Below are 24,517 nucleotides of genomic sequence, written 5' to 3'. Positions count from 1 at the left end.
ACGATGCCGGTTGAATCTTTGACTACGCTGTGAGCCGGGTGTGCCGCCGGTGAGCGGCGGCCGTGCGGCGCGGTCGGCTCACGGGCGCGGCGGCACCGGCACCGGGAGCGCGGGCAGGCCGTCGAGGCTGGTGGGCACGTTCGGCTTGGCCTCGCAGTAGGCGCGGAACTCCTCGTCGGACTTGCGCTCGAAGTACTCCGCGTGCAGGGTCCGCTCCTCCCGGTAGTCCATGAACGGCACGGCGAACCCGCACGTGCCGCTGATCCGGTCGGCGGTGACCACGATGACCGCGCGGATGGCGGGGGCGTCCCCGTCGGGGAACCTCGCCACCAGGTCCGGCCAGCGCGGGTCGTCGCGGAACACCGGGTACCCGCGGCCGTGCACCCGCACGATCGCGGGCGGGCCGTCGAAGGCGCACCACATGACCGTGATCCGCCCGTTCTCGCGCAGGTGGGCGATGGTCTCGGCGCCGCTGCCGCCGAAGTCCAGGTACGCCACGGTGCGCTCGTCGAGCACCTGCAGCGACCCGGACCGGCCCTTGGGCGAGAGGTTCACGTGGCCGTCGCCGGTCAGCGGCGCGGTGGCCACGAAGAACAGCGGCTGGCGCTCGATCAGCTCGCGCAGCCTGCCGTCGATCGCGTCGAAGGTCTTCCCCATCCCCCGATGGTCCCCGGCGGTCGAGCGCTTTCCTAGGTCCGCCCGGGTGCACCGGGGGCGGGGATGCTCACAAGGCCGAAACACGAACGGACAGCCCAGGCAACCTCCCCGCGGTTGGCTGTGCCCCATGGACAGCACCGCCCACACCCCGGTGAACACCAGCACGACGTGGCGCCTGCGCGTGCGGCTGGAGGACAGCCCCGGCGCGCTCGCCAGGACCACCACCCGGCTCGCCGCGCGCGACTGCAACGTCCTGGGGCTCTCGGTGCTGCCGGTGCCCGGCGGCGTCGTCGACGAGATCGTCGTGACCACCCCGGCGGGCACCGCCGCCGACGACGTGCTCGACGACATCCGCGCCGAGGGCGGCCAGTGCGTCGGGCTGACCAGGGCCGACCTGCGCGAGGTGGTGGACAGGACGACCGCCGCGCTGCGGGCGGCCGCGGCCGCGCTGCGCGACCCGTCGGCCACCGCCGAGTCGGTGCGGGTGCTGCTGGGCGCCGACGCGGTCCAGGTCGCCGACCCGGGGGTCGACGACGCCGCCCCCGACCCCGACGGCAGGCACCGCGCGGTGGTCCGGGTGGGCGGCGCGGTGCTCATCGCCCGGCGCGGGTGGGCGCCGTTCACCGACGTGGAACTGGCCAGGGTGTCCGCGCTCGGGGAGGTGCTGACCGCGGGCGAGGTGACCGCGATCGCCCCCGCCGCCGTGCTGACCTCGGCCGGGGCGGGCGTGGTGCTGCGCACCGGCACCCCCGAGGACGCCGACGCGGTGGCCGACCTGCACTCCCGCTGCTCGGCGAAGACCCTGTTCGCCCGCTACCACGCCGGGCTGCGCACGCTGCCCAAGCGCTGGCTGCACCGGCTGCTCCAGCCCCCGCGCGGCACCACGCTGCTGGCGGTGTGCGGCACCCGGGTGGTGGCGATGGCGCAGCTGATCCGCACCAACGACCCCGACGAGGCCGAGATCTCGGTGCTGGTGGAGGACAGCTGGCAGCGCACCGGCCTGGGTTCGTCGATGATCGCCCGGTTGGGCGCGGTGGCCCGCGGCGCCGGGCACCGGCGGGTGGTGGCCTGGTGCCTGCCCTCGGAGGTCGGCTTCGAGCGGGCCGCGGTGGCCTCCGGGCTGCCGGTGACGCTGCGCCGCGAGGACGGGATGGTGCGGGTCTCGCTGTCGGTGGCCGCCAGGGTCGGCGCGGGCGCGGTCGGCGTCGGCGTTCCTGACTCGGAGTAAGTTACCCCTGTCGCGGATACCTACTGCGAAGTAGCATGGGCTCTCCAGCCGACCCGAGGGAGCGTCCATGTCCGCCGCCGTGTCCAGCAGCACCGCGTCCGCAGGCACCATCGGGGGCGTGCCCGGCGCACCCTCGGCCGCCAGGGCCGCGGCGCTGACCGCGCGGGCGGTGCGGGGGGCGAACCCCACCTCGGTGGAGATGGCGGCGCCGTTCACCGGTCGGCCCATCACCACCCTGCCGCAGGTCGACGACGCCGACGTGCGGGCCGCCTTCGCCACCGCGCGCGAGGCGCAGGCGCGGTGGGCGGCCACGCCGGTGGCCGCGCGGGCGCGGGTGTTCCTCAAGCTGCACGACCTGCTGCTCGCCCGCCAGGACGAAGCGCTGGACCTGATGCAGGTGGAGACCGGCAAGTCCCGGTTGGACGCCTACGACGAGGTCGCCGTGGTGGCCATGGCCGCGGCCTACTACGGGCGCAAGGCGGCCAAGCTGCTCGCCCCGCAGCGCAAGGCGGGCGCCCTGCCGGTGCTGACCAGGACCACCGAGGTGCGCCACCCCAAGGGCGTCGTGTCGATGATCTCCCCCTGGAACTACCCGCTCGCGCTGACCGGGTTGGACGCCATCCCCGCGCTCGTGGCGGGCAACGCGCTGGTGCAGAAGCCGGACAACCAGACCGCGCTGACCGCGCTGTGGATCCAGGAGCTCGCCGAGGAGGCGGGCCTGCCCGCGGGCGTGTGGCAGGTGGTTCTCGGCCGCGGTTCGCGCATCGGCAACGCGCTGCTGGAGGAGGGCGACTACATCGCCTTCACCGGTTCCACCGAGACCGGCAAGGGCCTGGCCGCCCAGGCCGCCGCGCGGCTGACCAGCTACTCGATGGAGCTGGGCGGCAAGAACCCGATGATCGTGCTGCCCGACGCCGATGTGGACAAGACCGCGGCGGGCGCGGTCACCGCGTGCTTCTCCTCCGCGGGCCAGCTGTGCGTGTCGGTGGAGCGCATCTACGTCCACGAGAGCATCCGGGAGACCTTCACCGAGGCGTTCGTCCGGCGCACCAGGGCGATGAAGCTGGGCACCTCGCTCGGGTACGGGGTGGACATGGGCTCGCTGTCGTCCACCGACCAGCTCAAGACGATCTCCGAGCACGTCGACGACGCCAGGGACAAGGGCGCCACCGTGCTCGCGGGCGGCAAGGCCCGCCCCGATCTCGGCCCGATGTTCTACGAGCCCACCATCCTCACCGACGTGCGCGAGGGCATGCTGCCGCACAAGGAGGAGACCTTCGGCCCGGTCGTGTCCATCTACGGCTACACCGACCTCGACGAGGCCGTGGCGCGGGCCAACGACACCCGCTACGGGCTCAACGCCAGCGTGTGGACCCGCGACACCCGCGCGGGCGAGCGGGTCGCCGCGCGCATCCACGCCGGGACGGTCAACGTCAACGACGGCTTCGGCGCGGCGTTCGCGTCGGTGGACGCGCCGATGGGCGGCATGGGCGAGTCCGGGGTGGGGCGGCGCAACGGCGCCGAGGGCCTGCTCAAGTACACCGAGGCGCAGACCATCGCCGCGCAGCGGGTGATCCCGCTGCGCCCGTACAAGGGCGTGCCCGCGCGCGCGTGGACGGCCGGGCTCACCGCGGGCCTCAAGGCGCTCAAGCGCCTCCCGCGCTGACCCCGGGCAGGGCGAACCACCCCGGGGGCGGGGCGCTGCCCTCGGGGGGTTCGTGGAGCGGGTGGTGCCCGGGTGCGGGGCCACGGCCACGACCGTGGCCCCGCCGTCGATCAGCCCGCGACGACCGGGTGCTGTCGATCAGCCGGCCTGCGGGCGGGTGGACCGCCTCAGCGGTCGCAGAGCAGGTCGCCCTTCACCGCGCCGAGGAACTCGGCCCACTCGACGTCCGCGAACGCCAGGTGCCCGGACTCGGGTTTCTTCGAGTCGCGCACCGCTGCGCCGCTTCTGCTGACGACGAGCTCCACGCAGTCGTTACCGGCACCGCTGTGGCTGCTCTTGCGCCATTCGGCGCCTGCCAGCTCAGAAACGGTCACGCCCCACTCCTCTCGTTCATCCGTTCAAGCGGGACAGCCGCTCGGCCGCCCGCGCGACCACGTCGACGGTGTCATCGGGTTTCAACGCCGCCGCGCGCAGGTGGTCGAACAACAGCGTGTACCTGCGGACGTCGGACGCCTCTTCCAAGTAGACGCCCGACATGGAGTTCTCGACGTAGACGACGTCCGGGTCCGCCTGCTCCGGGAAGCCCAGGATGAGGAACGGAGCCTCCATGCCCGCGTGCGCCCCGGCCCCGAAGGGGACCACCTGGAGCGTCACGTGCGGCATGGTCGACGCCTCGACGAGCCGGGTCAGCTGCGCGTGCATGACCCCGGGTCCGCCGGTCACGCGGTGGAGCACGGCCTCGTCGAGCACCACCCAGTACTCGGGTGGGTTGGGGTCGGTGAGCAGGCGTTGCCGTTCGATCCTGCCCGCGACCCGCTTCTCGACCTCGGCCTCCTCGACATCCGGGCGGATGGCCCGGATGACGGCTCTGGTGTAGTCCTCGGTCTGCAGCAGTCCGGGCACCAGCAGTGCCTGGTGGGCGTGCAGCGAGGACGCTTCGGCCTCCAGGCCGACGAAGGAGCCGGTGAACACCTCGTTGTAGGCGTGCCACCACCCCTTCTGCCGCGCTTCCCTGGCCAGCTGCACCAGCGCCTCGCGCCGGTCCTCGTCGATGCCGTACAGCTCCAGCATGTCCCGGACGTCGCGCGGGGTGACCCCCACGGTGCCGGTCTCGATGCGGCTGATCTTCGAGGCGGAGCACTCCAGCTTCTCGCCGACCTCGTCGATGGTCAGCTCGGCCGCCTCGCGGAACCTGCGGAGCTCGCTGGCGAGCCTGCGACGGCGGACCGTCGGGCTGTGTCCACGAACCACGATCCTCACCCCTTCCTGCCCTGAAGTCGTCCCGTCGCGGCCAGTGGTTTCGCCAGTGTCAGCACTGATCGCCCGAGAGCACAAGGGATCTTCCCCCAGTCCGGGGGTTGAGCGTGTTAGGGGCTAACTGTGACCGGAGGGGTTGTCACCCGTTCGTGTAATGCAACTTGCATTCTGCGGGTTTCGGGCCGCAAGCTGCATAGACCTCGCGGTCCGCGCCCCTCCCCGGGTCGCTGTCGGGTTCATCGGCCGGTGGCCGCGGGCACTTGAGGGCCTGGCGGCAACACGACACGGGAGGCGCGCGGTGAGCACGGCGTTCGGTCAGATGGAGTCGTCGCTGCGGGGCTACCTCGCCGAGCTGAGCACCCGCGCCGCCACCGGCAGCGGCCTGCGCGACCTCGCGCGGCTGGAGCTGCCCCGGGTCGTCTCGGCGCTGCGCGCGCTGCTCGCCGAGCACCACCCGGACGCCGACGGGCGCTGCCCCACCTGCCGGACCAGGCTGTTCTCCCGCGCGCCCGCACCCTGCCGGGCCCTGCTCACCACCCACCTGTGCCTGCTGGCGCTGGAGGAGGAGCGCGCCGAGGACCCGGGCAGCGCCTACGCCAAGCACGTGCTCCCGCCGAGCTGACCCGCCGGGGCAGACCCCGGAGCGCGCGGTCACCCACCCCTCCCCCGCGCTCCGGCCGGGGTCGACGGCCACCCCCGCGACCGGCCGCGACCCCGCGGCGGGACCGGCGCCTCCCCGACGGCGCCGGTCCCGCCGCGCACCCCGCCCGCGGGCGGCGTGCGCACCGTGCACTCCCGATCGGGAAGTTGCGCCCCGGGTGGACGGGCCGCGCGGGGGCGTGCGCCGGGCGCGCACACCCAAGTGGACACGAACCGTCTCGGCTCCCCGGTGGGGCTTCGGAGGCCGGACCGTCCGGGTGAACCTCCCCCGGTTTCACCCTGACGGACCAATGGGAACGCGGCTGCGTCCCAATGAGTGCGACTTATCACTTTCTTCACGCACCAACTGCTAAGCGCGTGCTGAACGACATGCGTGAACCGCGTCGCAGGTGACAACCCGGCAGCGGCGGTGGGCGCTCCCCCGGACCTCAGCGGGGGAAGCGCACCAGGCCCTCCTGGACCACGGTGGCCACGAGCCTGCCGTCGCGGGTGAAGAACCGGCCGGTGGCCAGCCCGCGCCCGTTCGACGCGCTGGGCGAGGCGCAGTCGTAGAGCACCCACTCGTCGGCGCGGAACGGGCGGTGGAACCACATCGCGTGGTCCAGGCTCGCGCCGCGCACGTCGTCGGTGCCCCAGTAGACCGCGTGCCGGGCCAGCACCGCGTCCAGCAGCGTCATGTCCGAGGCGTAGGCGAGCACGCACACGTGCAGCAGCGGGTCGTCCGGCAGCACCCCGTCGGCGCGCATCCACACCTGGTTGCGCGCCTCCCGCGGCCCGTTCGCCCGGGACACCCAGGCGGGCTCGGTGACGTAGCGGATGTCGATGGGCCGGGGCCGGGTGGTGACGTTGGCGAAGGTCGCGCGCAGCTCGTCGGTCACCAGGTCCGCCTGGGACGGCAGGCCCTCCGGGCCGGGCACGTCCGGCATCCCCTCGGCGTGCTCGGCGCCCTCCTCGGGCAGCTGGAACGACGCCGACAGCGAGAAGATCGGCTTGCCGTGCTGGATCGCCAGCACCCGGCGGGTGGTGAACGAGCGCCCGTCGCGCACCCGGTCCACCTGGTACACGATCGGCACGCTCGGGTCGCCGGGGCGGATGAAGTAGGCGTGCAGCGAGTGCACCGACCGTTCGGCCGGGACGGTGCGGCCCGCGGCCACCAGCGCCTGCCCGGCGACCTGCCCGCCGAACACCCGGATCGGGGAGTGCTTCGGGCTCACGCCGCGGAAGATGTCCTGCTCCACCCGCTCCAGGTCCAGCAGCGCGACGAGCCGGTCGAGCACCGGCTGCCCGTGCGGGACCCCGTCGGCCGCGCGCGGCGCGTCGGCGGGGACCTCGGAACCGGCGGCGATCCTGGCGGCTTCGGTCATCCTCACCCTCTCCTCGCCCGGCACCGTACCCGACCGGCACCACGCCCGGCCGCCACGCGCACCGCGACCCGGTACGACAACGAGATCCCGCAGACGACGAGATCACACCGACAACGAGATCACACCGACGGCGGGACCGCGCTGGGCAACGAGACCACGCCCACGGCGCGATCACCGCCGGTCCCGCCGGGAACACGCCCTAGGCGTGGTCCTCCTCACCCAGCCGGTGCACGCGGATGAGGTTGGTGGAGCCGACGGTGCCGGGCGGCGACCCCGCGACGATCACCACGAGGTCACCCGGCTGGTAGCGGCCGATGGTGAGCATCGCGTGGTCGACCAGGCGCACCATCCGGTCGGTGGAGTCGACCTCCTCCACCAGGAACGTCTCGGTGCCCCAGGTGAGCGCGAGCTGGCTGCGCACCTCGGCCTCCGGGGTGAAGGCCAGCAGCGGGAGGTGGGTGTGCAGCCGGGCGAGCCTGCGGATGGTGTCGCCGGACTGGGTGAAGGCGACCAGGGCCTTGGCGTTGAGCCGCTCCCCGATGTCGCGCGCGGCGTAGGACAGCACCCCGCGCTTGGTGCGCGGCACGTGGGTCAGCGGCGGCACGGTGGGCGACTCGGTCTCGACCGCCTCGATGATGCGGCTCATCGTCTGCACCGACTCGATGGCGTAGCGGCCCACCGAGGTCTCGCCGGAGAGCATCAGCGCGTCGGCGCCGTCGAGCACCGCGTTGGCCACGTCGGAGGCCTCGGCCCGGGTCGGCCGGGAGTTGTTGATCATGGAGTCGAGCATCTGGGTGGCCACGATGACCGGCTTGGCGTTCTCCCGCGCGATCTGGATCGCGCGCTTCTGCACCAGCGGCACCTGCTCCAGCGGCAGCTCGACGCCCAGGTCGCCGCGGGCGACCATGACCCCGTCGAAGGCCAGCACGATGGCCTCCAGGTTGTCCACCGCCTCCGGCTTCTCCAGCTTGGCCACCACCGGCAGCCTGCCGCGGCCGGAGCGGTCCATCACCTGGTGCACCAGGTCGATGTCGGCCGGGGAGCGCACGAACGACAGCGCGATGAAGTCCACGCCCAGCTGCAGGGCGAACTCCAGGTCCTCGATGTCCTTGTCCGACAGCGCGGGCACCGAGACGTTCATGCCGGGCAGCGACAGGCCCTTGTTGTTCGACACCGGGCCACCCTCGGTGACCTCGCAGACCACGTCCGGGCCCTCGACGGCGGTGACCACCAGGCCCACCTTGCCGTCGTCGACCAGCAGCCGGTCGCCCGCCTTGGCGTCGTCGGCCAGGCCCTTGTACGTGGTCGAGACCCGGTCGTGGGTGCCCGCGACGTCCTCGACGGTGATGCGCACGACGTCACCGGTGCGCCACTCCACCGGGCCGCCCGCGAAGGTGCCCAGCCGGATCTTGGGGCCCTGCAGGTCCGCCAGGATGCCCACCGCGCGACCCGACTCGTCGCTGGCCTGCCGCACCAGGTCGTAGACCTGCTTGTGGTCGCTGTGGGCGCCGTGGCTGAAGTTCATCCTCGCCACGTCCATGCCCGCCGCGACCAGCTCGCGCACCCGCTCGGGGGTGGCGGTGGCGGGGCCCATGGTGCACACGATCTTCGCTCGTCGGCTCACACCGGGACAGCGTAGTCCGGTCAGCTTGACCGATCCCGATGTACCGGGCGGTAGGTGCAGAAATTAGGGTGGTGTTCGAGTGAGCTCCACTCGCGTTGCCCCGGCTGACCCACCCCCGCGGTCGTCGCGCCGCAGGTCAGCGGCGCGGCTTCTCGCTCACACCGACGTGGTCGCGGGCCCACTCGTTGAACGGCCGCAGCTGCCGCCACGCCGTGCGCACCCGGTCCAGGCAGCCGGGCTCGTGCAGCACGTCGTCGGGCTCCCACACCTTGACCGCGTAGATGCTGCGGTGCTTGAGCAGGTCGAGGCGGGGGTGGTCCTTGTCGACCCCGCGCGGGGAGGTCTTGAGCTTGTCGCCCAGCAGCTGCCAGCCCTGCTCCTCCAGCGTGGTCAGCAGCTTCTGCAACTGCTCGCCGTGGATGTCCTCGGCCACCGCGGTGCGGAAGCGGGCGAGCTGGTCGGACTGGAGGTAGAAGCAGCCGCCGCCGACGCGCAGCCCGTCCGGGCCGACCTCGGCGTAGTAGGCACCGGCGCCCCTGCCGTGCTCGACGACACCACCGCAGTGGGTCTTGTACGGCGTCTTGTCCTTGGCGAAGCGCACGTCGCGGTACGGGCGGAACACCTTGGGCTTGCCGCCGTCGGCGAACTCCGGCTCCAGCGCGGCCAGCAGGGCCTCCATCGGCGCCCGGACGTCGCTGTCGTAGGTGGCCCGGTGGGCGTCCCAGTAGGCCTTGGAGTTGTCGGCGACCAGGCCGTCGTAGAAGTCGACGGCGTACTCCCCGAACCCGGTGAACGCCGCGGTCACACCCGCTCCGCGGCGGTCGAGTCGTGCCAGCGCAGCAGCGCCGCCGCCAAGTCCTCGTCCGGCTCGTAGCTGACCTCGTCCACGGCACCGATCATCCGCACCGGTTCGAGGGCGTTGGTGGCGAAGGCGGCCGCGAAGTCCCCCAGCTCCTCAGTGCGCACCGGCCGCACCTCGAACGCCCGGCCCGCGCGCGACATCCCGCTCTGGACCAACCCCATCGACACCCCGGGCAGCACCGGCGCGCTCGGCCACACGACGGTCCCGTCGGCGGTGGCGAAGCCGACGTTCCAGGTGGCGCCCTCGCTGATGTGGCCGTCGCGGTTCTCGAACAGCACGTCGTCGAACCCGGCCAGGCGCGCCAGCCGCCGCTGGTAGAACAGCCCGAAGGTGCCGACGTGCTTCACCTGCGGCAGGTCGCGCTGGTAGCCGGCGGTGCGCACGCGCAGCGGCCCGGCCGCGCGCTCGGGCACCGGCGAGACGTCGACCAGCACCTGCGGGGTGGCGGCGGCCTCCGGGGCGCGCGGCACCAGGTCCGCGGCGACGACGGTGACCCGCACCGCCACCGCGCCGGTGGCGCCCTCGATGGCGCGGCGCACGGCCGCGCGCACGTCGTCCTCGGGCAGGCCCTGCCCGAACACGACCCAGCAGTCGCGGTCCAGCCGCTCCAGGTGGCGGGCCAGGCCGCGGACGCGGCCCGCCTCGACGCGCATGGTCGTGTAGTGGCCGTACCCGGTGGTGCCCAGCGGCAGGCCGCCCGTCGCCGCGGTGGGGGTGGCGGAGAGTTCCGTGCTCATCGGCGCCACTCTCTCACGTCACCACCCGGCGGTGTCCAAGGCGGCGTCCAGCTCGGTGGCGGCGTGTCGGCACAGCTCCGCGCCGCCGGAGGCGATCGCCCTGGTGCTCACCGCCAGGCCGCCGGTGTGCACCTGCACCTGGCACATGTACTCGTCCTGCTGCTCGACCACCCCGGGCCGCCCGCCGACGTCGACGGCCCGGCCCTGCGCGGGCCCCTCCTCGGTCATCGACAGCTGCACGCCGTGGAACTCCCCGTCGCCCCAGGCGCACGCCCGCTGCCCGTCCCCGGTCTGCGGGGTGGGCTCGGCGGGGGTGGTGCCCAGGACGGGGGCGAGCTGCGCCGGGGTGAGCAGCGTGCACGGGTCGGGCGCCGCGGTCAGCTCGTGCACCGGACCGGGCTGGGTGGGCGCCGGGGCCGACACCGACGGGGCGGCGGGGTCGGCCGGGGCCGCCGTGGCGCGGGCGTCGTCCGGCGCGGAGCCGCAAGCGGACAGCAGGAGCAGGAGGGCGGCGACGACCGCGGGGGCTGGCTGCACGCCGACATTCTGGCGCGCGAGCCCGCCCCCGGCAGGTCGGAACGGATCTTGCCGGTCAGACGGCGGCGAGCGGCAGCGCGGTGGGGTGCACCGGCGAGGGCAGCTGCGAGTGGCCCATCAGGTGCGCGTCCACGGCGTGCGCCACCGAGCGCCCCTCCGCGATCGCCCACACCACCAGGGAGGCGCCCCGGTGGGCGTCGCCGCAGACGAACACGCCCGGGGTGGTGGTCTGCCAGTCGGGGCCGCAGGACAGCGTGCCGCGCCTGGTCAGCTCCAAGCCGAGGTCGCCGAGCAGGGGCATGTGCTCGACGCCCTCGAACCCGATCGCCAGCAGCACCAGGTCGGCGGGCACCTCGCGGCCCTGCTCGTCGACCGGCACCACCTGGCGGGCACCGGTCTGCGGGTCGCGGCTGACGGTGACCTCGCGCAGCACGGCGGCGCGCACGTTGCCGTCCTCGTCACCGACGAAGCGCTCGACGGCGACGGCGAACTGCCGCTCACCGCCCTCCTCGTGCGCGGGGTAGGTGCGCAGCACCACCGGCCACACCGGCCACGGCGAGCGGCCGCTGTCGCGGGCCTCCGGCGGCTGCGGGTACTGGTCGAGCTGGGTGACGGAGGCGGCGCCCTGCCGCACGGCGGTGCCGTAGCAGTCGGCGCCGGTGTCGCCGCCGCCGATCACCAGCACGTGCTTGCCCGCGGCGTCGACCGGGGTGGGCTCGTCGCCCTCGCACTGGCGGTTGGCGGGCACCAGGTGCTCCATCGCCAGGTGCACCCCGCGCAGCTCGCGGCCGGGCACCTCCGGCGCGTCGCGCCCGCGCAGGGCGCCCACGGCGAGCACCACGGCGTCGTGGCGGGCGCGCAGGTCCGCCACCGACAGGCTGCCCGGGCCGGTGCCGCCGACCTCGCAGCCGGTGACGAACCGGGTGCCCTCGGCGCGCAGCTGGGCCAGCCTGCGGTCGAGGACCTTCTTCTCCATCTTGAACTCGGGGATGCCGTAGCGCAGCAGCCCGCCCAGCCGGTCGTCGCGCTCGTAGACGGTGACCTCGTGGCCCGCCCTGGTCAGCTGCTGGGCCGCGGCCAGGCCCGCGGGCCCGGAGCCGACGACCGCGACCGTGCGGCCGGTGGCCACCCCGGGGCTGACCGGTTGGGCGTAGCCGCGCTCCCAGGACACGTCCGCGATGGTGCTCTCGACCCGCTTGATGGTGACCGGGCCGCCGGAGTCGGGGCTGATCGACAGCACGCACGCCGCCTCGCACGGCGCCGGGCACAGCTTCCCGGTGAACTCGGGGAAGTTGTTGGTGGCGTGCAGCCGCTCGGCCGCCAGCGACCAGTCGCCGCGGCGCACCAGGTCATTCCACTCCGGGATGAGGTTGCCCAGCGGGCAGCCCGCGGTACCGCTGTGGCAGAACGGGATGCCGCAGTCCATGCACCGGGTCGCCTGCTCGCGCACCTGCCCGTCGCGCACCGCGGGTTCGAGCTCGGCGTAGACCTCGCCCCAGTCCCCCACCCGCTCGTCCACCGGCCGCTTGGCCGCGTCGGCCCTGGGCACCTTCAGGAAGCCGTTCGGGTCAGCCACAGGACACCTCCGGTGCGGGACAGGCGGGGACGAGCAGACGGGCAGCGGGAGAGGTCGAACACCGCTCAACCGCAGAACGACGCAAGGCGAACCCGTCCCCCGCGAGCCGGGGACGGTGCCGGGCGGGGACGAGGGGGCGGGTGGCGGGAGAAATCAAATACCGCTCAACCGCAGAACGACGCAAGGCGAACCCGTCCCCCGCGAGCCGGGGACGATGCCGGGCGGGGACGAGGGGGCGGGTGGCGGGAGAAATCAAACACCGCTCAGCCACGGGAGGCCTCCATGACGGCGGTGTCGACGTCGCGGCCTTCGGCGCGGGCGAGGCGCATCGCCTCCAGGACGCGCTGGTAGTCGCGCGGCATGACCTTGGCGAAGCCCGCCGCCCGCCGGGTCCAGTCGCCCAGCAGCGAGGCGGCGACCGGGGAGCCGGTGAGGTCGTGGTGGGCCTGGACGGTCTCGCGCAGCCACTTGAGGTCGTCGCCAGTGGGCGCCTGGAGCTCCACCATGTCGGTGTTGACCCGCTTGGGGTCCAGGTCGAGCACGTAGGCGATGCCGCCGGACATGCCCGCGGCGAGGTTGCGGCCGGTGGGCCCGAGCACCACCGCGCGGCCGCCGGTCATGTACTCGAAGGCGTGGTCGCCCACCCCCTCGGCGACGATGACCGCGCCGGAGTTGCGCACCCCGAACCGCTCCCCCACCTGGCCGCGCAGGTAGATCCCGCCCGAGGTGGCGCCGTAGCCGATGACGTTGCCCGCGATGACCTGCTTCTCCGCGGCGAAGCGGGCCGCCGGGTCGGGCCGCACGACGATGGTGCCGCCGGAGAGGCCCTTGCCGACGTAGTCGTTGGCGTCACCGACCATCTCGATGGTGACGCCCTGCGGCAGGAACGCGCCCAGCGACTGCCCCGCCGACCCGGTCAGGGTGAGGTGGATGGTGCCCGGCGGCAGCCCCTCGCTGCCGAAGCGGCGGGTGACCTCGGAGCCGAGCAGCGTGCCCACCGTGCGGTTGACGTTGCGCACCGGGAGCTCCAGCCGCACCGGGTGCGCGTCCTCCAGCGCCGCCTCCGCGAGCGCGACGATGGTGCGGTCCAGCGCCTCGGCGAGCCCGTGGTCCTGGGCGCGCACGCGCCGCCGCGCCCCGCCGTAGGGGTTGTCGGGCACCGCGAACACCGGGGACAGGTCGAGGCCCTGGGCCTTCCAGTGCGCCGCGGCGGCGTCGGTGTCGAGCAGCTCGGCGTGGCCGATGGCGTCGTCGAGGGTGCGGAAGCCCAGCCCGGCCAGCAGCTCGCGGACCTCCTCGGCGACGAACCGGAAGTAGTTGACCACGTGCTCGGCCTGGCCGGTGAACCGCTTGCGCAGCACCGGGTTCTGCGTCGCGACGCCGACCGGGCAGGTGTCGAGGTGGCACACCCGCATCATCACGCAGCCCTCGACGATGAGCGGCGCGGTGGCGAAGCCGTACTCCTCGGCGCCCAGCAGGGCGGCGACCACCACGTCGCGCCCGGTCTTGAGCGCGCCGTCGACCTGGACGGTGATCCGGTCGCGCAGGCCGTTGAGCACCAGCGTCTGCTGGGTCTCGGCCAGGCCGACCTCCCAGGGCGTGCCCGCGTGCTTGAGCGAGTTCATCGGGGAGGCGCCGGTGCCGCCGTCGTGCCCGGAGATGAGCACCACGTCGGCGTGCGCCTTGGACACCCCCGCCGCGACCGTGCCCACCCCCAGCTCCGACACCAGCTTCACGTGCACGCGGGCGTGCTCGTTGGCGTTCTTGAGGTCGTGGATGAGCTGGGCGAGGTCCTCGATGGAGTAGATGTCGTGGTGCGGCGGCGGGGAGATCAGCCCGACGCCCGCGGTGGAGTGCCGGGTGCGGGCGATCCACGGGTAGACCTTGTTCGGCGGCAGTTGCCCGCCCTCGCCGGGCTTGGCGCCCTGGGCCATCTTGATCTGGATGTCGTCGGCGTTGACCAGGTACTCCGAGGTCACGCCGAAGCGGCCGGAGGCGACCTGCTTGATGGCCGACCGGCGCCGGGGGTCGTGCAGGCGCTCGGGGTCCTCGCCGCCCTCGCCGGTGTTGGAGCGGCCGCCGATCTCGTTCATCGCGATCGCCAGCACCTCGTGCGCCTCGGCCGAGATCGACCCGTAGGACATCGCGCCGGTGTTGAACCGGGTGAGGATCGCCTCCACCGGCTCGACCTCGTCCAGCGGGATCGGCGGGCGCTGCCCGGTGCGCAGGGCGAACATGCCGCGCAGCGCGCCGCCCTCGCGGTTGAGCCGCTCGACCTCGGCGGTGTACTGCCGGTACACGTCCGCGCGGCCGGTCCTGGTGGCGTGCTGGAGCAGGAACACCGTCTCCGGGGTGAACAGGTGCAGCTCGCCCTCGCGGCGGTAGGCGTACTCGCCGCCGACCTCCAGCCGCCGGTGCACCCGCTCGGTGGGGTTGTCCGGGTGGGCGCGGCGGTGCCGGGCGGCGGCCTCGGCGGCGATGACGTCGAGGCCCACGCCGCCGAGCTTGGAGCTGGTGCCGGTGAAGTACTCGTCGAGCACGTCCTGGGCCAGCCCGAAGCTCTCGAAGACCTGGGCGCCGGTGTAGGCGCCGACGGTGGAGATGCCCATCTTGGACATGATCTTCAGGACGCCCTTGACCAGCGCCTGCACGTAGTTGCGGACCGCCTTGTGCCGCTCGGTGCCGGTGATGGTGCCCTGGGCGATGAGGTCCTCGATCGTCTCGAACGCCAGGTACGGGTTCACCGCCGCCGCGCCGTAGCCCAGCAGCAGCGCCACGTGGTGCACCTCGCGGGCGTCGCCGGTCTCGGCGACCAGCGCGACCCGCAGCCGCTCCTTGGTGCGCACCAGGTGGTGGTGCACCGCGGAGACCAGCAGCAGCGACGGGATCGGCGCCATCCGGTGGTCGGAGTCGCGGTCGGAGAGCACCAGGGTGCGCGCGCCCGCGGCGATGGCCTCGGAGGCCTCCCGGCGCACCCGCTCGATCGCCGCGGCCAGCGCGGGCCCGCCGCCGTCGGCCTCGAACAGGCCACTGAGGACGGTGCAGGCGAACCCGGGCAGGTCGCCGTCGTCGTTGACGTGGATGAGCTTGGCCAGCTCGTCGTTGTCCACCACCGGGTAGGACAGCTGGATGTGGCGGCAGGACGCCGGGCCGGGGTCGAGCAGGTTCTGCTCCGGGCCCATGATGCGCCGCACCGAGGTGACGACCTCCTCGCGGATGGCGTCCAGCGGCGGGTTGGTCACCTGGGCGAAGTTCTGCTTGAAGTACTCGTAGAGCAGCCGCGAGCGCTGGGAGAGCACCGCGGGCGGGGTGTCGGTGCCCATCGACCCGATCGGCTCGGCGCCGGTGACCGCCATCGGGGCCAGCAGGACCTTGAGCTCCTCCTCGGTGTAGCCGAAGGTGAGCTGGCGGCGGAGCACCGACTCGTGGGTCTGCACGACGTGCTCGCGGTCGGGCAGGTCGGAGAACTTGAGCAGGCCCGCGTGCAGCCACTGGTCGTAGGGGTGCTGGTGGGCCAGCGCGGTCTTGACCTCGTCGTCGTCGACGAGCCTGCCGCCCGCGGTGTCCACCAGGAACATCCGGCCGGGCCGCAGCCTGCCCTTGGCGACCACCTGGTCGGGGGCGACGTCGAGCACGCCGGTCTCGCTGGCCAGCACCACCCGGTCGTCGGCCAGCCGCCACCAGCGCGCCGGGCGCAGGCCGTTGCGGTCGAGCACGGCGCCGACGAGGGTGCCGTCGGTGAAGGTGACGCACGCCGGGCCGTCCCACGGCTCCATCAGGCTGGCGTGGAACTGGTAGAAGGCCCGCCTGCGCGGGTCCATGGCGCGGTGGTTCTCCCACGCCTCGGGGACCATCATCAGCACCGCGTGCGGCAGGCTGCGCCCGCCCAGGTGCAGCAGCTCCAGCACCTCGTCGAAGCTGGCGGAGTCCGAACCGGACGGGTCGACGATCGGGAAGAGCCTGCTCAGCTCGCCCGGGATCAGCTCCGAGGCCAGCAGCGCCTCGCGGGCGCGCATCCGGTTCCGGTTGCCGCGCACGGTGTTGATCTCGCCGTTGTGCGCGACGTAGCGGAACGGGTGCGCCAGCGGCCAGGACGGGAAGGTGTTGGTGGAGAAGCGCGAGTGCACCAGGGCGATGGCGCTGGTGAGCCGCTGGTCGGTGAGGTCGGGGAAGAACGCGGGCACCTGCGCGGTGGTCAGCATTCCCTTGTAGACGATCGTGCGCGAGGACAGCGACGGGAAGTAGGTGCCGCAGCCCGCGGCGGCCGACTCGCGCTCGACCCGCTTGCGCAGGCAGAAGGCCAGCCGGTCCAGGGCGACGCCCGCGACCGGGCCGCCGTCCTGGCCGGGCTGGGCGGCGACCAGGAACGGCATGGCGAAGTGCGGCATCACCGAGCGGGCGGTGGGGCCCACGTCGGCGGCGTCCGGGGCCACCGGCACCTCCCGCCAGCCGAGCAGGACCAGGTCCTCCTCGGCGGCCACGCGCTCGACCAGGGCGACGGCCTTGGCGCGCTCGTCGGCGTCGGCGGGCAGGAAGGCCAGGCCGGTGGCGTAGGCCAGGGCGCCGTCGGCGCCGGGCTCGGGCAGCGCGAAGCCGACCTCGGCGCGCAGCAGCGCGTCCGGCAGCTGGATCAGGATGCCCGCGCCGTCGCCGCTGGTCGGCTCGGCGCCCGCGGCGCCGCGGTGCTCCAGGTTGGCCAGGGCGGTCAGCGCGTCGGTGACGATGCCGTGCGAGCGCCTGCCCTTGATGTCGGCGACCATCGCGACACCGCACGCGTCGCGCTCCTGCGCCGGGTCGTAGAGGCCTTGGGTGCGCGGCAGTGCGGAGAAGATCATGCGCGGGTCCTCCTTCAGCGTCTCGCGCTCAGGATCGGGCGGTCGCCTGGGTCGTGGGGGTACCTCGGCGGCGGTGCCTGGGGTCTGGGCACGGGACGGCAGCGGCCCGCGGGGAGTGGTCCGAGCTTAACAGTCCTGAAACGAACAAGAAACCGTCGTCACACCCGGACTTCGCCGTGCCGGTGCCCGCGTGCGCGGCCACCGCGTGCGTTGCTCCGAGCAGCATACCCAGCGCACCCCGGTGGCGCCCGCACGCGAACCGCTTGCGGCTGCTAGCGTTCTTCGACCGTGACCAGCCCGAAACAGTCCCGGCCCGCGCGCGGGTGGACCCGGCGCGCCGCGGCCCTGCTGACCGCCGTCCTCGCCGCCACCGCCGCGTGCGCGACCCGCGAGCAGCCCGCCACCCCCGCCCCCACCGCGGCGCAGGTGAGCTTCCCCGTCACGGTGACCCCGCCCGGCGGCGCGCCGCTGACGGTCCCGGCGCGGCCGGAGAGGATCGTCTCGCTGTCCTCCACGGCGACCGAGGGCCTGTTCGCCCTCGGCGCGGGCGGCCAGGTCGTCGCGGTGGACGACCAGTCCAGCTACCCGGCGGAGGCGCCGCGGACGGACCTGTCCGGGCTCACGCCCAACGTCGAGGCCATCGCCGCGAAGTCGCCCGACCTCGTGGTGGCCTCGGGTGACCCGGGTGGGCTCGTGGCGGGGCTGGCCAAGCTCCGGGTCCCGGTGCTGGTGCTGGCGTCCGCCAAGACCCTCGACGACGTCTACACCGAACTCGACGTGCTCGGCAGGGCCACCGGCCACCCCGCCGACGACCTCGTGGCGCGGATGCGGTCCGACATCGAGCGGGTCGTGGCGGCCACGCCGAAGAAGCGGCTGACCTACTACCACGAGCTCGACCAGACGCTGTACTCCGCGACCTCGTCGACGTTCATCGGCCAGGTCTACGGCCTGTTCGGACTGACCAACATCGCCGACGCCGCAGACGCCACCGGCTCGGGCTACCCGCAACTGTCCGCCGAGTACGTCATCGCGGCCAACCCCTCGCTGGTGTTCCTGGCCGACGTCAAGTGCTGCGGGCAGAGCGCCCAGACCGTCGCCGCCCGGCCCGGCTGGTCCACCGTGGACGCCGTGCGCGCGGGCCGCGTCACCGCCCTCGACGACGACATCGCCTCCCGCTGGGGTCCCCGCGTGGTCGACCTGGTGCGCGTCGTCGCCGACGCGGTCGCGAAGGCCTGAGGTGCCCACCAGGACCCGGCTGTCCCCCGGCGCGCTCGCGGTCGCGCTGCTGGTGCTGCTCGCCGCGGTCGCGGTGGCGACCCTGCTGGGCGCCGCCGAGCTGGGCTGGACCAGGGTCCTGCGCGAGGTGTGGGCGCAGCTGACCGGCGGGGTGTCGCCGCTGTCGGAGCGGGAGGCGGCGATCGTCTGGCAGGTGCGCCTGCCCCGGGTGCTGCTGGGCGCCCTGGTCGGCGCCGCGCTGGCCGGGGCGGGCGCGGCCTACCAGGGCGTGTTCGGCAACCCGCTGGCCGACCCGTACCTGCTCGGCGCGGCGGCGGGCGCGGGCCTGGGCGCGACCCTGGTCGTGGTGCTCGCCCCGACCACGACCGGCTGGGTGGTGGGCCCGCTGCCGCTGGCCGCCTTCGCGGGCGCCCTGGGCGGGGTCGGCCTGACCTGGGCGCTGTCGCGCGCCGCGGGCGGCGGCACGGCGGTGCTGCTGCTGGCGGGGGTGGCGGTGGCGGCGTTCCTGACCGCGGTGCAGACCTCGGTCCAGCAGCTCGACACCGACACGGTCAGGCAGGTCTACACCTGGATGCTCGGCGGGCTCAACGCCTCCGGGTGGCGCGAGGTGCTGCTGGTGCTGCCCTACCTGGTGGTCGCCGGGCTGGTGCTGTGCCTGTGCGCCCGGCTGCTCGACGTGCTCGCCCTCGGCGACGAGGAGGCCGCCTCGCTGGGCGTGCGGCCGGGCCGGGTGCGGCTGGTGGTGCTGCTGGCCGCCTCGCTGGCGACCGCCGCGGCGGTGGCGGTGAGCGGGTTGATCGGCTTCGTCGGCCTGGTCGTCCCGCACCTGGTGCGGCTGCTGGCGGGCTCGGGCAACCGGGTCGTGGTGCCGCTGTCGTTCATCGGCGGGGCGGTGTTCCTGGTGGTCGCCGACCAGGTGGCGCGCACGGTGGTGGCCCCGGCGGAGCTGCCGCTGGGGGTCATCACCGCGTTCACCGGGGCGCCGTTCTTCGCGTTCGTCCTGCGCGCGCAGCGGGGGCGGGTGCGGTGAGGGTCGAGCTGCGGGACGTGGCGGCCGGGTACGGCGGGGCGCCGGTGGTGCGCGGGGTGAGCGCCGAGGTGCCCGCGGGCGGGTGGCTGGCCGTGGTGGGGCCCAACGGCGCGGGCAAGTCGACGCTGCTCAAGGCCGTCGCCGGGCTGGTCCGCTCGACCGGGGTGGTCGAGGTCGGCGGGCGCGCGGTGGGCGGGCTGCGGGCGCGCGAGCGGGCCCGGCTGATCGGGTACGCCCCGCAGGTGGCGGTGGTGCCCGACGGGCTGGCGGTGGCCGACTACGCGCTGCTGGGCCGCACCCCGCACCTGGACCCGCTGGCCCGCGAGGGCCGCGCCGACCGGGAGGTCGTCGCCGGCGTGCTCGACCGGCTCGACCTCGCCCACCTGGCCGACCGGCCGCTGCGGGCGCTGTCGGGCGGGGAGCGCCAGCGCGCGGTGCTGGCCAGGGTCCTGGCCCAGCAGACCGGGGTCCTGCTGCTCGACGAGCCCACCACCGGCCTGGACATCGGCCACGCCCAGGCGCTGCTCGACCTGGTCGACCGGCTGCGCGCCGAGGACGGCACCACCGTGGTCAGCACCCTGCACGACCTCGTGCTGGCCGCCCAGTACGCCGACCGCCTGCTGCTCGTCGACGGCGGTGGCCCGGTCGCGCACGGCAGCCCCGCCGACGTGCTCACCCAGGAGGTCGTCGCCCGGCACTACGCCGCCGAGGTCGAGGTGCTGCGCACCCGCGGCGGCCACCCCGCGGTGGTGCCCAGCCGTCCGGTTTGAGCGCTCCGCGCAGGTTTTCCCGGGTGCCGCAGTAGCGGGGTTAGCACGAATCGCACCCTGTACGAAGTGGCCCTTGAGCAGCGGATTCGCCCCGTGGTACCCCTGCGCGACCTGCTGTCGAGGAGAGGGTGTCGCGTGCGCGAGTACAGGTGGGCAGTGGCGGGGGTGGTGGTGGCGGCCGCGTCGGCGCTGCTGGTGGTCGGCCCCGCCCGAGCAGGCACGACCGGGGCGGCGGCGCCGCCCAGACCGGCGTCGGTGGAGACCGAGAACGCCAACGTCCCCTGCGAGCTGCGGGAGACCCCGGAGTACCCGGCGCTGCGGTTCGACGCCGCGATCCCGGTGACCCTGGACGTGCCGGAGGTGCTGGAGGTCGGCACGCCCTCCCCCGCCGTCCCGTGGGAGGCGACCGCGTCGATCGGCCTCGACACCCGGCCCGGCACCCCGCTGGGCGCGGCGCTCCACGCGCGCGGGGCGGCGAAGCTGCGGGTGGAGACGACCTCCAGCATCTTCTCCTACTCCTTCAGCGGCGGCGGCGTCCCGGCCACGCTGCGCACCACCGGCGAGCAGGACCTCGGCGGCACCGCGCTGACCGCCACCGGGTCCGGTTCGCTGACGCCGCTGCGGTTCACCGAGCCCAGCAGGCCCGGCGAGACCACCCCGGCGATCTGGTTCTCCTCGTCCTGGGCGCAGCTCACCCCGGTCACCGCGGACGGCACCGCCCTGGCCCCGCTGGCGGTCAGCTGCTACTCGCTGCCGAGCTTCTTCCTCTGGCGCAGCGTGCTGGTCCTGCCCGCGGGCTTCACCACGGTGTCCCGGGAGGCGGGCACGAGCCGCTGCGTGCTCGCCGCGACCGCCCAGCACCCCCGGCAGGAGTTCGCGCTGCGGTTCCCCGTCACGCTGCGCGTGCCGAAGAAGGCCGTGGCAGGCACGCCGACGGGCCCGCTGTCCTGGTCGTCGAACTACCCGGTGGCCGAGCTGGACCTGCGCTCCGGGGCGCTGCACGACGAACTGGTGGCGGCGGGGGCGACCTCGCTGCGGATGACGGTCACCGGCCGCCTGCACTACAACTTCCCCTGGACGACCCCGCAGCGGATCACCGCCAGCGGCACGCAGCCGGTCGACTCCAACGGCCTGACCACCGTCGCCAGGGGTGAGCTGCCGCCGCTGACCTTCCTGCTGCCGTTCCCGCAGGCCCCGGCGCTGTTCTACGACGCCAAGCCGGGCGAGCTGCTCGTGGTCGAACCGCTGCTGGCGGACGGCACCGCGCTCGCGCCGCTGCCCATCACCTGCACCCGCGCGCCGAACCTGGCGCTGTGGCACCAGGTGGACGTCGGCCTGCGCTGACCCGCCGGGTCAGTCGCCGGAACCGCCTGCCTTCTCCTTCGGCTTGCCGTCCGCGCTGTCTGCCTTGGTGTTCGCACTGTCGGCGTCGGCGCTGGTGGAATCGGCGGCCGGAGAGCCCTTGGGCTCGGCGCCGGTCCGGTGGGCACCCGCCTCGTCGGTGTCCACCGGGCCGCCCGCCGGGGTCAGCACCTCGCGCGGGCCGCGCTTGGCGGCGAGCACGAAGTAGGCGACCGCGCCCAGGAACACCAGCAGCGACACCCACACGTTGATGCGCACGCCGAAGACCTGCGTCGCCGGGTCGGTGCGCATCAGCTCGATGAGCCCGCGGCCCAGGGTGTAGCCGGCCACGTACACCGCGAACGCGCGGCCGTGGCCCAGCCGCAGCCTGCGGTCGAGCAGGACGACCAGCGCGGCCACCAGCAGGTTCCAGATCAGCTCGTAGAGGAACGTCGGGTGCACCGGGGACCCCGCGACGAGGTCGTGGTTGACCGCGACGCCGTTGAGCGGGTCCTCGATGCCGTTGGCGTTGACCCGCTGGTAGATCTCCAGGCCCCAGGGCAGGCTGGTCGGCCCGCCGTAGAGCTCCTGGTTGAAGTAGTTGCCCACGCGGCCGATGGCCTGCGCGGTGACGATGCCCGGGGCGATCGCGTCGGCGAAGACCGGCAGCGGGATGCCCTTGCGGCGGCAGCCGATCCACGCGCCGACCGCGCCCAGCGCGATGGCACCCCAGATGCCCAGCCCGCCGTCCCAGATGCGCAGCGCGTCGACCGGGTTCTTGCCCGCGCCGAAGTACCGGTAGTAGTCGGTGGCGACGTGGTAGAGCCTGCCGCCGACCAGCCCGAACGGCACCGCCCACACCGCGATGTCGATGACCGCGCCGGGCGCGCCGCCGCGGGCCTGGAAGCGCTTCTCACCCCACCAGATCGCCACGACGATCCCGAGGATGATGCACAGCGCGTACGCGCGGATCGGGACGGTGAGGAAGCCCAGGTCGATCTGCCACACGCCGCGGTCGGGGCTGGGGATCGTCGCGAGGAACTGCGTGGAGGCGCGCATCACGGCCACCACGGTATCGGGGGCGCCCCGACCTCAGCCGATCGGGGCGGGCGAGCGCCGCACGCCCTCGGCCAGCTCGGCCGCCAGCGCGCGCACCGCGCCCTCGCCCGCCCGCGCCGCGGACACGAACGCCGACCCGACGATGACCGCGTCGGCGAACCCGGCCACCTGGGCGGCCTGCTCGCCGGAGCGCACGCCCAGGCCGACGCCGATCGGCAGGTCGGTGTGCTCGCGGGTGCGGGCGACCAGGCCCGCGGCGTCGCTGCCCACCGCGTCGCGGGCGCCGGTGACGCCCATGACCGCGGTCGCGTAGACGAACCCGGAGGAGGCCGCGGTGGTGCTGGCGATCCGCTCGGCCGAGGACGACGGCGCCACCAGGAAGACCCGGTCGAGCCCGTGCGCGGCGGAGGCCTCCAGCCACGGCCCGGCCTCGTCCGGGATCAGGTCGGGGGTGATGATCCCCAGCCCACCGGCGGCGGCGAGGTCGCGGGAGAAGGCGTCCACGCCGTAGCGCAGCACCGGGTTGAAGTAGGTCATGACCACCGCGCGCCCGCCCGCGGCGGTGACGGCCTCCACGGTGCGGAACACGTCGCGCAGCCGGAAGCCCGCGCGCAGCGCCTCGTCGGCGGCGGCCTGGATGGTGGGGCCGTCCATCACCGGGTCGGAGTACGGGACGCCGACCTCCAGCAGGTCGCAGCCGGAGTCCACCATGGCCTTGAGGGTGTCGACCGCGCCGTCGACGGTGGGGAACCCGGCGGGCAGGTAGCCCACCAGGGCCGCGCGGCCCTCGGCCCTCGTCCCCGCGAACAGCTCGTCGAGCCCGCTCATCAGGACTCCCCCGCCTCGTCGTAGAAGCCGAAGTACGTGGCCGCGGTGTCCATGTCCTTGTCACCGCGACCGGACAGGTTCACCACGATGAGCCCGTCCCGGCCCAGCTCCCGGCCCAGTTCCAGCGCGCCCGCGAGGGCGTGCGAGGACTCGATGGCCGGGATGATGCCCTCGGTGCGCGAGAGCAGCCGGAAGGCGTTCATCGCCTCGGCGTCGGTGGCCGAGCGGTACTCCGCGCGGCCGGTGTCCTTGAGGTGGGAGTGCTCCGGGCCCACGCCGGGGTAGTCCAAGCCCGCGCTGATGGAGTAGGCCTCGGTGGTCTGGCCGTCCTCGTCCTGCAGCAGGTAGGACATCGCGCCGTGCAGCATCCCCGGCGTGCCGTGGCCCAGGGTCGCGCCGTGCTCGCCGGAGTCGATGCCCTTGCCACCCGGTTCGATGCCGACGAGGCGGACCGAAGGGTCGTCGACGAAACCGTGGAAGATGCCGATCGCGTTCGACCCGCCGCCCACGCAGGCGGTCACCACGTCGGGCAGCCTGCCCGCCTGCTCCAGCACCTGCGCGCGGGCCTCGATGCCGATGACCTTGTGGAAGTTGCGCACCATGAGCGGGAACGGGTGCCCGCCCGCGGCGGTGCCCAGCAGGTAGTGCGTGGTGTCCACATTGGTCACCCAGTCGCGCAGCGCCTCGTTGATGGCGTCCTTGAGCGTGCGCGAGCCGGAGCTGACCGGGATGACCTCGGCGCCGAGCAGCTTCATCCGCGCGACGTTGAGCGCCTGGCGCTGGGTGTCGACCTCGCCCATGTAGACCACGCAGTCCAGGCCCATGAGCGCGCAGGCGGTGGCGGTGGCCACCCCGTGCTGGCCCGCGCCGGTCTCGGCGATGACCCGCTTCTTGCCCATCCGCTTGGTGAGCAGCGCCTGGCCCAGCACGTTGTTGATCTTGTGGGAGCCGGTGTGGTTGAGGTCCTCGCGCTTGAGGAAGACCCGCGCCCCGCCCGCGTGCTCGGCGAAGCGGGGGGCCTCGGTCAGCAGCGAGGGGCGGCCCGCGTAGTCGCGCAGCAACCGGGTGAACTCGGCGGTGAACTCCGGGTCCAGCCTGGCCTTGTCGTACTCGGCGGACAGCTCGTCGAGCGCGCCGATCAGCGCCTCGGGCATGAACCGCCCGCCGTAGGGGCCGAAGTGGCCGCGCGCGTCGGGGTCGTGCGGCCCCGGCGCGTGCGGGTCGATCTCGTCGTGGGCGCCCACCTGCTG

20 protein-coding genes are annotated in these 24,517 nt (G+C 74.0%); 7 read left to right on the top strand and 13 right to left on the bottom strand.

From position 1 onward, the window contains the following. Window positions 1-78: 78 nt before the first annotated feature. Window positions 79-657 (bottom strand): pyridoxamine 5'-phosphate oxidase family protein, encoded by a 579-nt coding sequence (locus BJP25_RS05375; RefSeq protein ID WP_075973648.1) that lies wholly within the window; start codon window positions 655-657, stop codon window positions 79-81. A gap of 127 nt (window positions 658-784) precedes the next feature. Here BJP25_RS05375 and BJP25_RS05370 point away from each other — a divergent pair, with 127 nt between their 5' ends. Next, window positions 785-1,885, top strand: a complete 1,101-nt coding sequence (locus BJP25_RS05370; RefSeq protein WP_075973647.1) for a GNAT family N-acetyltransferase — start codon at window positions 785-787, stop codon at window positions 1,883-1,885. Between the two features lie 67 nt (window positions 1,886-1,952). Then, on the top strand, window positions 1,953-3,551 hold the full coding sequence (locus BJP25_RS05365; protein WP_075973646.1) for a succinic semialdehyde dehydrogenase: 1,599 nt from the start codon (window positions 1,953-1,955) through the stop codon (window positions 3,549-3,551). Window positions 3,552-3,718: 167 nt separating this feature from the next. Here the strand turns inward: BJP25_RS05365 and BJP25_RS05360 are convergent, their stop codons facing one another. Beyond that, on the bottom strand, window positions 3,719-3,925 hold the full coding sequence (locus BJP25_RS05360) for a DUF397 domain-containing protein (RefSeq protein WP_075973645.1): 207 nt from the start codon (window positions 3,923-3,925) through the stop codon (window positions 3,719-3,721). A gap of 16 nt (window positions 3,926-3,941) precedes the next feature. Then, window positions 3,942-4,802: a helix-turn-helix domain-containing protein gene (locus tag BJP25_RS05355; RefSeq protein ID WP_075974094.1), complete on the bottom strand. Its 861-nt coding sequence runs from the start codon at window positions 4,800-4,802 to the stop codon at window positions 3,942-3,944. Between the two features lie 304 nt (window positions 4,803-5,106). Between BJP25_RS05355 and BJP25_RS05350 the strand changes: the two genes are divergently transcribed. Further along, window positions 5,107-5,430: a hypothetical protein gene (locus BJP25_RS05350; RefSeq protein ID WP_075973644.1), complete on the top strand. Its 324-nt coding sequence runs from the start codon at window positions 5,107-5,109 to the stop codon at window positions 5,428-5,430. A 466-nt stretch (window positions 5,431-5,896) separates the two neighbouring features. Here BJP25_RS05350 and tesB read toward each other — a convergent pair whose 3' ends face one another. From tesB to gltB, 7 genes are all read right to left on the bottom strand, one after another. Further along, a complete protein-coding gene (tesB, locus tag BJP25_RS05345; protein WP_075973643.1) occupies window positions 5,897-6,832 on the bottom strand; it encodes an acyl-CoA thioesterase II in 936 nt (311 codons plus the stop codon). Window positions 6,833-7,031: 199 nt separating this feature from the next. Continuing rightward, on the bottom strand, window positions 7,032-8,456 hold the full coding sequence (gene pyk, locus BJP25_RS05340) for a pyruvate kinase (protein WP_075973642.1): 1,425 nt from the start codon (window positions 8,454-8,456) through the stop codon (window positions 7,032-7,034). Window positions 8,457-8,592: 136 nt separating this feature from the next. After that, window positions 8,593-9,261, bottom strand: a complete 669-nt coding sequence (locus BJP25_RS05335) for a DUF2461 domain-containing protein (RefSeq protein ID WP_075973641.1) — start codon at window positions 9,259-9,261, stop codon at window positions 8,593-8,595. Further along, on the bottom strand, window positions 9,258-10,055 hold the full coding sequence (locus BJP25_RS05330; RefSeq protein WP_075973640.1) for an aminotransferase class IV: 798 nt from the start codon (window positions 10,053-10,055) through the stop codon (window positions 9,258-9,260). Before BJP25_RS05330 ends, BJP25_RS05335 begins: the two co-directional genes overlap by 4 nt. A gap of 18 nt (window positions 10,056-10,073) precedes the next feature. Beyond that, complete coding sequence (locus tag BJP25_RS05325) at window positions 10,074-10,592, bottom strand: DUF3558 family protein (protein WP_075973639.1); 519 nt, start codon at window positions 10,590-10,592, stop codon at window positions 10,074-10,076. Window positions 10,593-10,647: 55 nt separating this feature from the next. Then, a complete protein-coding gene (locus tag BJP25_RS05320; protein WP_075973638.1) occupies window positions 10,648-12,168 on the bottom strand; it encodes a glutamate synthase subunit beta in 1,521 nt (506 codons plus the stop codon). A gap of 263 nt (window positions 12,169-12,431) precedes the next feature. Further along, on the bottom strand, window positions 12,432-17,003 hold the full coding sequence (gene gltB / locus BJP25_RS05315) for a glutamate synthase large subunit (protein ID WP_075973637.1): 4,572 nt from the start codon (window positions 17,001-17,003) through the stop codon (window positions 12,432-12,434). Window positions 17,004-17,291: 288 nt separating this feature from the next. Between gltB and BJP25_RS05310 the strand changes: the two genes are divergently transcribed. From BJP25_RS05310 to BJP25_RS05295, 4 genes are all read left to right on the top strand, one after another. Further along, window positions 17,292-18,239, top strand: a complete 948-nt coding sequence (locus BJP25_RS05310) for an ABC transporter substrate-binding protein (protein WP_075973636.1) — start codon at window positions 17,292-17,294, stop codon at window positions 18,237-18,239. 1 nt (window position 18,240) lies between these two features. After that, the gene (locus tag BJP25_RS05305; protein WP_075973635.1) at window positions 18,241-19,269 is read left to right on the top strand and encodes a FecCD family ABC transporter permease; all 1,029 of its coding nucleotides are present in this window, start codon (window positions 18,241-18,243) and stop codon (window positions 19,267-19,269) included. Then, complete coding sequence (locus tag BJP25_RS05300) at window positions 19,266-20,039, top strand: ABC transporter ATP-binding protein (RefSeq protein ID WP_075973634.1); 774 nt, start codon at window positions 19,266-19,268, stop codon at window positions 20,037-20,039. The genes BJP25_RS05305 and BJP25_RS05300 overlap by 4 nt, the downstream gene beginning before the upstream one ends. 135 nt (window positions 20,040-20,174) lie before the next feature. Beyond that, a complete protein-coding gene (locus BJP25_RS05295) occupies window positions 20,175-21,383 on the top strand; it encodes a hypothetical protein (RefSeq protein ID WP_143218885.1) in 1,209 nt (402 codons plus the stop codon). A gap of 9 nt (window positions 21,384-21,392) precedes the next feature. On the opposite strand, the gene lgt is transcribed toward BJP25_RS05295, so the two are convergent. From lgt to trpB, 3 genes are read right to left on the bottom strand one after another with little or no spacing between them, the layout of a single operon-like run. Further along, window positions 21,393-22,439 carry a prolipoprotein diacylglyceryl transferase gene (gene lgt / locus BJP25_RS05290; protein WP_075974093.1) on the bottom strand — a complete coding sequence of 349 codons (1,047 nt, stop codon included), beginning with the start codon at window positions 22,437-22,439 and terminating at the stop codon, window positions 21,393-21,395. A gap of 33 nt (window positions 22,440-22,472) precedes the next feature. Beyond that, the gene (trpA, locus tag BJP25_RS05285; protein ID WP_075973632.1) at window positions 22,473-23,267 is read right to left on the bottom strand and encodes a tryptophan synthase subunit alpha; all 795 of its coding nucleotides are present in this window, start codon (window positions 23,265-23,267) and stop codon (window positions 22,473-22,475) included. Beyond that, complete coding sequence (trpB, locus tag BJP25_RS05280) at window positions 23,267-24,511, bottom strand: tryptophan synthase subunit beta (RefSeq protein ID WP_075974092.1); 1,245 nt, start codon at window positions 24,509-24,511, stop codon at window positions 23,267-23,269. Before trpB ends, trpA begins: the two co-directional genes overlap by 1 nt. Window positions 24,512-24,517: the final 6 nt, after the last annotated feature.

It is taken from the genome of Actinokineospora bangkokensis (assembly GCF_001940455.1).
Classification (GTDB): Bacteria; Actinomycetota; Actinomycetes; order Mycobacteriales; family Pseudonocardiaceae; genus Actinokineospora; species Actinokineospora bangkokensis.
Note: the sequence above shows the minus strand (reverse complement) of the source record. Positions and strands in the feature narration are given on the sequence as shown.

Excerpts from the sequence above, each read along its gene's own strand:
- BJP25_RS05330 (WP_075973640.1), bottom strand. The coding sequence starts at position 10,055 with ATGAGCACGGAACTCTCCGCCACCCCCACCGCGGCGACGGGCGGCCTG.
- trpA (WP_075973632.1), bottom strand. The coding sequence starts at position 23,267 with ATGAGCGGGCTCGACGAGCTGTTCGCGGGGACGAGGGCCGAGGGCCGC.
- BJP25_RS05375 (WP_075973648.1), bottom strand. The coding sequence starts at position 657 with ATGGGGAAGACCTTCGACGCGATCGACGGCAGGCTGCGCGAGCTGATC.
- gltB (WP_075973637.1), bottom strand. The coding sequence starts at position 17,003 with ATGATCTTCTCCGCACTGCCGCGCACCCAAGGCCTCTACGACCCGGCG.
- BJP25_RS05370 (WP_075973647.1), top strand. The coding sequence starts at position 785 with ATGGACAGCACCGCCCACACCCCGGTGAACACCAGCACGACGTGGCGC.
- BJP25_RS05365 (WP_075973646.1), top strand. The coding sequence starts at position 1,953 with ATGTCCGCCGCCGTGTCCAGCAGCACCGCGTCCGCAGGCACCATCGGG.
- lgt (WP_075974093.1), bottom strand. The coding sequence starts at position 22,439 with ATGCGCGCCTCCACGCAGTTCCTCGCGACGATCCCCAGCCCCGACCGC.
- tesB (WP_075973643.1), bottom strand. The coding sequence starts at position 6,832 with ATGACCGAAGCCGCCAGGATCGCCGCCGGTTCCGAGGTCCCCGCCGAC.